Source organism: Acidithiobacillus sp. HP-2, assembly GCF_015100155.1.
GTDB lineage: Bacteria > Pseudomonadota > Gammaproteobacteria > Acidithiobacillales > Acidithiobacillaceae > Acidithiobacillus.
The window spans coordinates 90,161-101,573 of the sequence record NZ_JACKZA010000001.1 but is presented as its reverse complement, the minus strand read 5'-3'; the positions used below and the strand labels follow the sequence as shown (position 1 = coordinate 101,573).

At 56.8% G+C, this 11,413-nt stretch carries 11 protein-coding genes, 1 tRNA gene and 1 pseudogene; 9 read left to right on the top strand and 4 right to left on the bottom strand.

Features of this window, described 5'->3' with window-relative positions:
* Positions 1-63: 63 nt before the first annotated feature.
* Positions 64-285, top strand: a complete 222-nt coding sequence (locus tag H7F11_RS00555; protein WP_024893233.1) for a type II toxin-antitoxin system VapC family toxin — start codon at positions 64-66, stop codon at positions 283-285.
* 110 nt (positions 286-395) lie between these two features.
* Here H7F11_RS00555 and H7F11_RS00550 read toward each other — a convergent pair.
* Positions 396-471, bottom strand: a tRNA-Phe gene (locus H7F11_RS00550).
* A gap of 13 nt (positions 472-484) precedes the next feature.
* Positions 485-1,513 carry a 16S rRNA (cytidine(1402)-2'-O)-methyltransferase gene (rsmI, locus tag H7F11_RS00545; RefSeq protein ID WP_319803351.1) on the bottom strand — a complete coding sequence of 343 codons (1,029 nt, stop codon included), beginning with the start codon at positions 1,511-1,513 and terminating at the stop codon, positions 485-487.
* On the opposite strand from rsmI, the gene H7F11_RS00540 reads away from it, so the two are divergent.
* The 7 genes and pseudogenes from H7F11_RS00540 to waaF all read left to right on the top strand — a co-directional run bounded on the left by H7F11_RS00540 (position 1,482) and on the right by waaF (position 7,925).
* Positions 1,482-3,218, top strand: a complete 1,737-nt coding sequence (locus H7F11_RS00540) for a penicillin-binding protein activator (RefSeq protein ID WP_193650404.1) — start codon at positions 1,482-1,484, stop codon at positions 3,216-3,218. The genes rsmI and H7F11_RS00540 overlap by 32 nt on opposite strands.
* An 8-nt stretch (positions 3,219-3,226) precedes the next feature.
* Entirely contained in the window at positions 3,227-3,592 is a 366-nt protein-coding gene (locus H7F11_RS00535; RefSeq protein WP_193650403.1) for a YraN family protein, read from the top strand.
* Positions 3,589-4,155: pseudogene (locus H7F11_RS17150) on the top strand (SIS domain-containing protein); the annotation flags it as partial. The gene H7F11_RS00535 and the pseudogene H7F11_RS17150, both read left to right, overlap by 4 nt.
* Positions 4,150-4,674 carry a D-glycero-beta-D-manno-heptose 1-phosphate adenylyltransferase gene (rfaE2, locus tag H7F11_RS17145; RefSeq protein ID WP_367182306.1) on the top strand — a complete coding sequence of 175 codons (525 nt, stop codon included), beginning with the start codon at positions 4,150-4,152 and terminating at the stop codon, positions 4,672-4,674. The pseudogene H7F11_RS17150 and the gene rfaE2, both read left to right, overlap by 6 nt.
* Positions 4,671-6,056, top strand: coding sequence for an FAD-binding oxidoreductase (locus H7F11_RS00525; protein ID WP_193650401.1), 1,386 nt, complete (start codon positions 4,671-4,673; stop codon positions 6,054-6,056). The genes rfaE2 and H7F11_RS00525 overlap by 4 nt, the downstream gene beginning before the upstream one ends.
* A 4-nt stretch (positions 6,057-6,060) precedes the next feature.
* Positions 6,061-6,825, top strand: a complete 765-nt coding sequence (locus tag H7F11_RS00520; protein WP_010639411.1) for an RMD1 family protein — start codon at positions 6,061-6,063, stop codon at positions 6,823-6,825.
* Entirely contained in the window at positions 6,768-7,925 is a 1,158-nt protein-coding gene (gene waaF / locus H7F11_RS00515; protein WP_227485141.1) for a lipopolysaccharide heptosyltransferase II, read from the top strand. Before H7F11_RS00520 ends, waaF begins: the two co-directional genes overlap by 58 nt.
* A 313-nt stretch (positions 7,926-8,238) precedes the next feature.
* On the opposite strand, the gene H7F11_RS00510 is transcribed toward waaF, so the two are convergent.
* Positions 8,239-8,784 (bottom strand): OmpA family protein, encoded by a 546-nt coding sequence (locus H7F11_RS00510; protein WP_193650400.1) that lies wholly within the window; start codon positions 8,782-8,784, stop codon positions 8,239-8,241.
* 35 nt (positions 8,785-8,819) lie between these two features.
* The gene (locus H7F11_RS00505) at positions 8,820-10,172 is read right to left on the bottom strand and encodes an OprD family outer membrane porin (RefSeq protein ID WP_193650399.1); all 1,353 of its coding nucleotides are present in this window, start codon (positions 10,170-10,172) and stop codon (positions 8,820-8,822) included.
* Positions 10,173-10,463: 291 nt separating this feature from the next.
* On the opposite strand from H7F11_RS00505, the gene H7F11_RS00500 reads away from it, so the two are divergent.
* The gene (locus tag H7F11_RS00500) at positions 10,464-11,396 is read left to right on the top strand and encodes a LysR family transcriptional regulator (protein WP_193650398.1); all 933 of its coding nucleotides are present in this window, start codon (positions 10,464-10,466) and stop codon (positions 11,394-11,396) included.
* Positions 11,397-11,413: the final 17 nt, after the last annotated feature.

The window sequence follows — 11,413 nt, the reverse complement described above, 5'->3', positions numbered from 1 at the left end:
AGCACCTGTCCGAGGGCGAGTATCTGGGAAATTGCGATCAAGCACGCTTTAGGTCGAGGAGAGATGCCCGTATCCAGCCAAGAAGCGTTGCGATTTTTTGAGGCGTCGGACTATCGACTTCTTTCGGTGGAGGCAGAGCACGCGGTTGCAGTGGAAGATTTGCCCATGCACCACCAGGATCCTTTTGACCGAATTCTGGTGGCGCAAGCACTCGTGGAGCCGATGCGATTAATGACCCATGACGCGCCTGTGGCGCTTTATAGCGATACCATCATTCAGATTTAAAATTTCCCGCTTGACCTCCCGGCCCACGACCCAAGAGGGGGAATGCGCGATACCGGGCGAATGTCCAAGTTCCATGACTTGGGCAAACATCGATAAGTTTTTGTTTTATATGGTGCCCAGGGACGGAATCGAACCGCCGACACGAGGATTTTCAGTCCTCTGCTCTACCGACTGAGCTACCTGGGCCAAGAGCGCGTATTTAAGCGGGCTCACGCCCGGAAGTCAAGGCCAGGGCGCGACGATATAAAAGACGGTGGGCCATTCCGCTTTGCGCTTCAGCAATTCGCACCGCCTGGGTCAGTGGCAACTCCTCGAGCAAAGGGGCGAGCCAGCGATCCGCTTCCTGTTCACCCGGGTCTTGTTCAGGCGCCCCGCCGAGTATCAAAGTCATTTCGCCACGCACCTTATCGGGGTGCTGAGACAGTTGCTCCAGCAGCCCGCCCAGAGAGTCCCGGATACATTCCTCATAGATTTTGGTCAGCTCCCGGCAAAGCGCTGCAGGCCGATTCAGACCCCAAAGTTCCGCCATGTCCGTTATTGTTGCCACAATGCGATGGGGGGCCTCATAAAAAATCATGGTCCGTGGTTCCGACTGCAACACCGCAAGACGCGCCCGACGGGCGCCCGCTTTGGCGGGTAAGAATCCTTCAAAACTGAAGCGATCACTCGGCAAGCCAGACAAAGACAACGCGGCCACAGCGGCATTGGGCCCGGGGATAATGGTGACCGGTAACTGCTGTTCGCGCAGCAACGCCAGTAATGGAAAACCAGGATCGGAAATTAACGGCATCCCGGCATCAGAAAGCAGGGCAATCTGCTCACCGGCGGCTATGCGCTGGGCAATTTGCGGGGCCAGTGCCCGCTCGTTATGTTCGTGCAGGGCCATGGTTTTGGGCTGTACACCAAGATGCTGGAACAAGCGCTGGGCATGACGGCGATCTTCCACCAGGATCAGGCTGGCACCCGCAATGGCCTGCCCGGCCCGTGGCGAAAGATCCTCCAGATTGCCGATGGGGGTGGCGATAATCGTCAACAGCCCGGAATGCATTTCAGTCATTGAACCACTGCTCCATTCTCCATACACTCTGCTCATGAAACTGCCGACCAGTTTATTCCATTTGCCACGTTTGACCGCCACACTGGCTGTCGCCGCCGCCTTGAGCGCCTGCGCGAGTATGCCACATAAGCCGGCGCCCGTGCTCAGTACTGCTCCGGCTCCTGTAGCCACTGCGGCAAACTCTCCTGAAGCGGCAAGTGCCCGGCAAGCAGATGCGTTACTCGCAGAGGGGCATGACCTGGAAGCCGCCAAAGACTACATCAAGGCGGCGGCGGCCGTTCAGGGCAAGACACAACTCCAGTATTTGCTGAAGGCTGCACAAGCCTCCCTGCAGGGCAACAGGGCTCCGGTAGCGGTACTTCTCGCCGATGAAGTCCTACGCCTGGAACATGACGATAACGGTTTACGGGGACAAGCCTTGTGGGTACGCGCCCAGGGATTGATGGATCAGGGACAGACACCCAGGGCCAAAGGCAATCTGGAAGAACTGCTGACCATCGCCAGCACGCCTCAGAACGTGCGGGCCGAGGCCATGGGAACCCTTGCCACCTTATACACCCAGGAAGGGCATGAACTGACTGCCCTGAATTTTCTGATAGAACGGGACAGCCTGCTCAGCAGCGCTGCCATCCACAAAAACCATAAGCGTATTCATGCTCTTCTGGACTCTGTTTCCTCGGCACGCATTCAAAACTGGCAGGGACGCAGTGGTAATCCTTTGGTACAGGAATGGCTCGCCATTGCCCTGATCAGTCGCCATAATCCTGATCCGGATCAACGCAAAGCCGCTATCAATGCCTGGATGGCCGCGCATCCTGGCCACCCGCCCATCAATTTTACCAGCCATGACGAACTGAACGTCGCAGACACTACCAGCAGTCAGGAGGGCAGTATTTGTGCACTGCTCCCCTCCACCGGTAGTTATGCGGGACTTTCCCAGGCCCTCAGTGCTGGCATGGAAACGGCGGAACAGCTGGCATCCGGGCCGGCCGTCAAGCTGCTGCAAAGTACCGGAAATCCCAGTTATACTGCTGTGCTTTTTGAGCGCGGAGTCAAGGAAGGTTGCCAGATATTTGTCGGGCCATTATTACCGCAGGACATCAATGCCGTGGCCAGTGTACGCAAACCTTCAGATCCTCCGGTTATTGCTCTGGGTTCCGATGCCGGGGTACAACAACCGGGGTTATATACTTTCAGTCTGAGTCGGGATGTTGCGGCGCGTCAGATTGCCAATCAGGGCTATGCAGCAGGCTATCGACGGGTTTATGTGTTGTATCCGCAGGATTCCAGTGGCGCTGCCATTCAGGCCGATTTTATCGATACCTGGAAAAAACTGGGTGGCAGCGTCTCAGGAGTCGCCACCTATCTGCCTGGTCATTCTCTTAATGGTCAGGCGCAGCAACTGCTCAGCGGGACCATCTCAAGGCATGATTTTGTTTTCCTGGTCGCAGACAGCAAAAATGCCAACGCCGCAGTCACAGCCATCCGTTCCATCAACAGTAATATCCCGATTTTCAGTCCGGCACTTTTACATGGAGCCACCCTCCCGAGCGATGCGCAAAATCTCTCCGGAATTGAGTCCGTGGATATGCCCTGGATTATTCAACCGGCTACGACCAAACCGCAGGCCGCCGCGCTCCTCCATACGAGCCTGCCCAATGCCAGTGATGCGCAGTGGCGGATGGCCGCTTTTGGTATGGATGCCTACCAGCTTGCCGAAAAAATCCTCGCCAGACAATTCAGTCAGCCTCTCAAAGGTGCCACCGGAACCTTACATTTTGGTAAAGGAGGCCGCATCGTGCGTGACATGGAATGGATGGAAGTAGAGAATGGCGCTATTGTGCCTTTGCCAGCCATTCCCAAACCCGGCAGCTAAATTAACGCATGCCTTCGCCGCGCCAGAACTTCGGTCAGCAGGGTGAGGATCGCGCTTTGGCTTTGCTGCTGAGGGCCGGACTAAAATTGCTGTTGCGCAATTTTCGTTGCCGTTCCGGGGAAATCGACCTGATCGTACTGGATAATGAGGCGCTGGTGTTCGTGGAAGTGCGCCAGCGCACCCATAATCGGCAAGGCTCTGCCGCCGCCAGCGTCAACCATCGGAAACAGCAGCGTTTGATTCGCACTGCCGAATATTTTTTGTTGCGCAATCCCCGGCATGGTCTGCGTCCTTGCCGGTTTGACGTGATTGCCATTGACGGTGACGCAGCGCCGGAGTGGATTCGCGATGCTTTCAGAGTACCCAGCCCATGACCATGCCTGACCGGATAAATACCGCCTTGCGCGCCAGCATCGCCACCAAGGAACATGCTGCACAGAGTCTCGCCGCACCTTTCGCCGACGCCAGTGCAAGACTGATAGCCACACTGCAGAACGGCGGCCAGGTTTTATGTTGCGGCAACGGTGGTTCATCGGGAGATGCCCAGCATCTGGCCTCCGAACTGGTCAACCGCTTTGAAAGTAATCGCATGGCCCTTCCCGCCGTTGCCCTCAGCACGGATAGCAGCGTCTTGACCGCCATTGCCAATGATTCTGCCTACACGCAAGTATTCGCCCGTCAGGTGGAGGCCCTGGGCCGACCCGGCGATTGTCTGGTGGCTTTCAGTACCTCCGGCAATTCCGAAAATGTCCTGCAGGCCATTCGTGCGGCCCAGGCTCGGGGCATGTGGACCTTGGCCATGACCGGCAAGGATGGCGGACAACTTACCGGCCTGCTGGGGGCGGCGGATATTGAGCTGCGCGTCCCCGAAACCAGTACGGCGCGCATCCAGGAAGTCCATCTGGTCATCATTCATGCCCTTTGCAGCGATGTGGACGCAGCCTTTGCCGAAAATCCAATTCCGCCCCATAGCGTCGCGTCATTTTCCGGACGGATTCTGCACGACCATGAGCAGCTCAGGCAGGCCTGCGATTATCGTCGTCCACTGGTGTTCACCAATGGGGTTTTTGATGTCCTGCATCGTGGCCATGTCCAGTATCTCGCCGAAGCCCGCGCGGAAGGCGCCTGTCTGGTTGTCGCCGTGAACAGCGATGCCTCCGTGCGTCGACTGGGCAAGGGCGCTGATCGCCCGATCAATCCGGAAGACGATCGGATGGCGGTACTCGCGGCCCTGCAGTCCGTGGATTTCGTCACCCCTTTTGATGAAGACACCCCTTTGCAACTCATCGAAAAACTGCAGCCTGACGTCCTGATCAAGGGCGGCGACTGGCCGGTGGAAAATATCGTCGGTGCCCGCGAGGTCCAGGCGCGCGGCGGTCGCGTGCTCAGCATTCCTTTCCGGCACGAACGCAGCACCACCGCCCTGTTACAGAAAATCCGGAATTCCCGGCCATGAGCATTGCCGTCATTCTCCCGGCCCTGCGTGCGGCTCTCGACAGCGAGAGAGTTCGGGATGACAGCGATACCCTGTCCATTTACAGTCGTGATGATACCCCCGGAAGCTGTCTGCCGGCCCTGGTGCTTTTTCCCCGGAGTCATGAAGAAGTGCAGGCCATCGTCCACATCGCCCGTCGCCATCATTTGCCGCTGATCCCCAGAGGGGCCGGGTCGGGCAACGTCGGCGGCGCGCAACCGGTACCCGGCAGCGCCGTCATAAGTTTTGAATGCATGCAGGAAGTTTGTGATTACAGCCCGGCAGACCGGACCATCACAGTAGAAGCAGGCATGATTACCGCCGCCATCAATGACCATGTTGTCCAGGACGGGCTTTTTTATCCTCCCGATCCGGGCAGCAGTCCCTACTGCCGGATTGGTGGCAATCTCGCCATGAATGCCGGGGGGCCGCATGCTGTCAAATACGGGGTGACCCGGGATTATGTACTCGGTTTGCGCGCCGTCACCGGCTGCGGGGAAACGCTCTGCTGTGGAGTGCGTACCAGCAAAGGCGTGGTCGGTTATGATCTGACCCGTCTGCTGGTAGGGAGTGAGGGTACGCTGGCGTTGATTACCGAAGTCACCCTGCGCCTGCTGCCCCTGCCCATGGACAAAGCCACGCTTCGCGCTGCCTATGCCAATACCGCCAGCGCCTGCGCGGCGGTCCAGCGGGTCATGGCACAAAGACATACACCCAGCGCCCTGGAACTCATGGACCCTCATGCCCTGGCTGCCGTACGCAGTATGGGCGCCGCAACAGACCTGCCCGCTGCCAGTCAGGCGCTGTTGATGGTCGAAGTCGACGGCGAAAGCGAAACCATCCCCGCCCAGTTGGAAGCCGTGCGCCAGACCCTTGCTGGAGACGGTAATCTGGAAATCCTGGAGGCCACAGATGCCCAGGCCACGGCAGCACTCTGGGCGGCGCGCAAATCCCTGTCTCCAGCCACCAAAGCCATGGCCCCACTGAAAATCAACGAAGATGTGGTCGTCCCGATCAGTCGTCTGCGCGATTTACTGGAAGCCATTGAAGCCATTGCCCGGGAACAGTCCCTGCACATTGTCAGCTTTGGCCATGCCGGTAACGGCAATCTTCATGTCAATTTTCTGGTGCACCCCGAAAACCATGAGGAAATGCGCCATGCCCGTCAGGGTCTGCAAAAACTCTTTCAGACGGTCCTCCGCCTGGGCGGCACGCTTTCCGGCGAGCACGGCATCGGCTCTACCAAACGGGAATTTTTACCGCTGGAACTCAGCCCCGAAAATCTCAGCATTCAGCGTGCCATCAAAAAACTGTTTGATCCAGAGGGCATTTTGAATCCTGGCAAATTACTCCCCGAAGGATAAATGCATGAGTAGTATTCTTCACGCCATTCAACCCGTACGCCATATTGCCCTGAAAAACTGGGACGAAACCTTCGACATGGATCTGGTAGATAACAATCCCGCCCACCGCCTGCTCCGCGACGGGGATGCCTGGGTGGCCATGTTTCGTTCCGGGGTACTTTGTTTTTTTGGGGCGGGGCCGGCCCTGCAGGCGCGGATTATTGCCAGCATCCAGGCCCAGTTTACCGCCATCAGCAATCCGAAAGTCGAAGAGTTATTCATCAAAACCGGTGAGCGGGATGCCGTCGGCCGGGATGGCGTAACCCTCAAGCATCTGGATGAAGAGCGCATCCTCCTGGTGGCCCTGCGCCTGGCCCAAAGCCTCGCCCTCGAACTCCACGAAGAAGCCGTCGAAACCCTCCTGGAAACCACCTTGAATTTACTCTCCGAGGTCACCCGTACCGGTCGTCTTCCGGGACGCCGGGGCAGTCATCTGCGTTTTCTGGCCTCCACCTCGGCGACCCGCACCGAAATCCTGTCGCGTCTTGCGGTGCTGGATAATCCGGACATTGTCTGGGAAACGCCAGGGCTGGAAATACTCTCCCGGGAGCTTTCCGCCGATCTGGAACTCACCAGCCGTTTCCGGGCGCTGGATGAAAAACTCGATGCCATTCATGAAGGACTGGAAATCATGATTGTTGCCAGTCGCCATAATCGTGAGACAGTTCTGGAATGGATCATCATCATCCTGATTACGGCGGAAGCGCTGATCATGCTTCTGGGCAAATGAACATGTCAGAGGCTTTACCGGAAACCATCGAACCGCCTTACGCCGAAGAAGATGCGTTTGCCGCCCATAATACCCGCCTGGCCCGGGCTTATGATCCGGCCCGCCTTCTGCTGGTGGGTCCTGCCTGGGTAGGCGACATGGTCATGGCGCAAGTATTATTGCAGGTCATGCGCCGGCGCTGGCCCAAACTGCAGATTGATGTCCTAGCCCCGCCGGCCAGCCTGCCGGTTGCTTCGCGCATGGCAGAAGTGCGGCGCGGCATTCCTCTGGATATTCCCCACGGCAAACTGGGCTGGAAAGAACGCCGCCGTATAGCCGAAACCCTCCAGAAAGAAGATTACGACTGGTCTATCTGTTTGCCCAACAGCCTGAAATCGGCACTGGTTCCTTACTGGGCCCAGATTCCCAACCGCAGTGGCTTTGGCGGCAGTGCCCGAAAAATGCTGCTCAATGACCGCCACCACCTGGATAAAAAACGCCTGCCACGTACGGTAGATCGTTTTGTGGCCCTGGGGTTACCACGACGTTTGCCGCAACCCAAGCATTTACCCGCACCGCGTCTGACGGTGGATCACGGTGCGCTTGCCATCACGCTGCAACGTCTGAATATCCAAAATCCCGGTGCAGGACTGGTGGCACTCGCACCCGGGGCAGAATATGGCCCGGCCAAACGCTGGCCTGTACGTCACTGGGTCAGTCTGGCCCGGCAACTGACTCAGGCCGGACGACCAGTGTGGCTTTTCGGCAGTCCGAAAGACGCCGAAATCACCCAGACCATCGCGCAAGCTGTCCCGACAGTGCTTGATCTGGGTGGGCGTACCAGCCTCACAGAAGCCATCGACCTGCTCTCACTGACAGAAATCACCGTCAGTAATGACTCGGGTCTGATGCATATTGCCGGGGCTGTCGGCAGCCGGGTCATAGCCCTGTATGGATCAACCCCCCTGCAAATGACTCCGCCCTTGTCACCCGGCGCCGTGGCCCTGCGTCTGGGACTTTCCTGCAGCCCCTGCGGCAAAAGAGAATGCCCTCTCAAGCACCACCGCTGCATGGAAGATCTGCTTCCCGAACAGGTTCTCCAGCAGCTCTCCTCTCGATAATCCTAACGGCAGTTGCTATGAGTGCTTTTTGCTCCGTTGTTCCTCGCCTGTTGTTCTAAGGCTCATCCTGCTGTCAGGAGAGAACTCGCCCTTCGGGCTCAAACAGCTCTCCTGACGGGCGCAGGATTTCGCCAAGAACAACAACGGCTCAGAACAAAAGTCGCTGCAAAGCACTCATAGCAACTGCCGTTTTTGGGATAATCCGAAATCCCCGTAATAAAAAAGCCCCGCAGAGCGGGGCGAGGAGAGGAGGAGCAATGCCATGAGCATTGCAGAGGTAAAATCTTTACATTATCAGGCGATATCTTGACCGTTAGTTGACGGTTTTTTCCACCTGAATGGTCGAATTGATTTCTACCCGCTGGTTGGCAAAACGACCCTGCGGCGTTGCATTGCTGGCGACCGGATCATTGTAGGAATGGCCCTTCAGCACCATCCGTGAACGGGACACGCCGTGCGCTTCCAGATACTGAGCAACACTGTCAGCGCGCTGTTCTGAAAGACGCTGGTTGTAGGCATAGCTGCCTACCTTACTGCAGTAACCATTGACATCCAGTACCGCGCTGCTGTGCTTCCGGGCAAAATCCGCGACCTGGTCCAGAACCTGGATGTCATGGCCCATGAGTTTGGAAGAATTCAGCTTGAAGTTGATACCCGTGATGGTAATGGGTTTGCTCTGCAGGACCGTACGCTGCACTGGCGCAATGGGCGCCGGAACAGGAACGGGGGCTGGAGCCGGAGCGGGCACCGGCGCCGCTACCGGCGCCTTGTTGGCAGGACAGCCCTGAAAGGGGGCTTCCGCACAACCAGCCGCCGCCATCAACATTACCGCGAGCAATACATGTTTTTTGGCAATCATCATTGTTCTCCCTGAGTTTCGCAGTATGCGTCCGCTTAGAATGCGTAGGTCAACATCACGCGGTTGTAGATGAAATAGCCGGTGTTATTCGGAAGTCCGCCACCATGAGCGACTTCTACCCGATCACGAATGGACAGACCTTTGAGGAAACCCTTGGGGAAGTAAGTCAGATCACCGTAGATATCGTTGGCATAACCTGCCGCCTGGAGATGGTACTGGGCATAAGCCGTCTGGAACAAAAAGCTGTTGTTAAGGAAATGCTGGCTCAGACCAATTTTAAAACCATGACCGGGACCCATTTCCACCAGACCACGAATCATGGACGTGGTATAGAGGGGATCCGTTGCATAACCGACGGTATAGGGCGAAACAATGGCCCCACCACCGATGGCTCCAGGATGATATTCAATTTCATTGTAAGCGGCTGTCAGTGCCCCTTTGCCGAGAATGGCGTTATCCAGATTATATTTGACGCCACCTTCCACACCCCAGGCAGTGCTGTTGACCCCGTTGCCCTGGAAGTGATCGATTGCGCCGACACCGGAATTGCTGCTATTCAAACGACTGTTGGCATCCCACTCGCGTACTACTTGACCACCAAGAAACGGGTCCAGCCCCATGCCCGTCTTCAAAGTGTAACTGGCATCGCCGTAGAACATGTTAGTAAAGTTATAGAAGTTGTAATACCAGGCCTGGGCATTGATACCGTACCTCTTGTAACTCGTACCAAACGCCAAAAGGCCATTGGAAGCTGGCGTACCTGCGGGCAGGTCAGCCGCGCCACCATAAATGGGGTCACCGTCGAAACCAGTGTTGTAATACAGGTTATCGCGGTAATAATCACCTGAGGTGCGACTCTTCCAGCGGAACATCCGCATACCATAAATGTTCCAGCCACAGTAAGGCGTCACTTGCGCAAAAATGCCCTGGTAGGTGGCCGGAATCGCACGGGAGTCGGAGCCATTCACAAAAGGGGTGTTAACTTCCTGGTTACCCGCCCGAATCATCACCACATCGGGAATGGCGTACTGCAGATAAGCCTGACCCAAGGCATTTGTGGAGTCTGCGGTACCCATCAAGGTAGCATCGGGATTAACCCGATTGGCACCCAGACTATTAGCCGTGTAAAAACCTACATCAGCGCTGAAACCCGCTGCAGAAGGCGTATGCACGTTAATGTAGCCACCCAGCGAGAAGGCGCTGAGATTTGTGGCATTCTTTCCAAAGAACCGATCAAAATAGTAAGAACGAATTTGTCCATCCACCTTGCTGTGCATAAAAAAGTCAGCCAGGGTATTTTCTGTGGAACTGGTGTCGGCATGGGCGATAGCAGCAAAGCCACTCAGGGCCGCAAACAGTGCAATGACAACGCGGTTTTTCTTCAACATGTGACCTCCTCGATTTAGGGTTCTTTGCAACACTGTGGGCATAATAACGAGGCTATATGACAAGATGATGACAGTTTTATGAACTTTTTGTGACGTTATTTCTATATGGATATAACGATTATGGCAGAAACGGGTTGAAAGGGGTATCCATCATCATAAAACGGCAGTCGGCCTGGAAGCTTTGCAACGACTTTGGTCCGCGCCGACTGCCATTTTGAGGATTAAAGCATGTTGCAGGACGCGATGATCGTGGGACAATGCGATCTGGAAACAGCCTGAATCGAGCCTGCCATGCCCATTGAAATTCGCCACCTGCGCACCATCGAAGCTGTCGCCCAGTTTGGCAGTCTGGCTGCCGCAGCCCAACGCCTGCATCTGACCCAGTCCGCCCTGTCCCATCAGCTCCGTGGTCTGGAAGCGGAATTTGGTGTCAACATTCTGGACCGCGAACGGGGCAGCCAGTTGCGCCTCAGCCCTGCCGGTGAAGAATTGCTGGCGGCAGCGCGGGAAGTCCTGCCCCGCGTGCGGCAGTTGCAGGAAGAACTTAAACGTCGGGCGCTGGGCAACAGTGGACGCCTGCGTATTGCCGTGGAATGTCATACCTGTTTTGACTGGCTGACCCCCGCCATGGATCATTTCCGGGAAAACTGGCCGGACGTTGAGATGGACCTGGTGTCCGGTTTTCAACAGGACCCTCTGCCCCTCCTGCAAAGTCATCAGGCTGACCTGACCGTACTGACCGCCCCAGATGCCATGGCCGCAGATATCACCCTGCATCCCCTGTTTGCCTACGAAGTGGTCGCTCTGGTCAATCCTCGCCACGCCCTGGCCAGCAAGCCTTATCTGGAGCCCGCCGACTTTCTGGAAGAAACCCTCATCACCTATCCGGTGGAAGACCGACGTCTGGATTTGTTCCGGGAGTTTCTGCAGCCCGCTGGCATCCAGCCCTGGCGCCGGCGGCATGCCGAACTGACGGTCATCATCCTGCAACTGGTGGCCTCGGGTCAGGGTATAGCCGCTCTCCCTTCCTGGGCGGTGGGGAGCTACGGTGAAAAGGGTTATGTGCGCGCCCTGCCACTGGGTCCTCAAGGTCTTTGGCAGACTTTGCAGGCAGCCACCACGGCTGAGCAGTCGGAACAAGAGCACATGCGCGCCTTTCTGGAGGAAATCCGGGCCAGTGTGGCTGCAAATCTGCTTGGAGTAAAAGATATTCAGGGCGTATGATCTGAGTAAATTCCCTG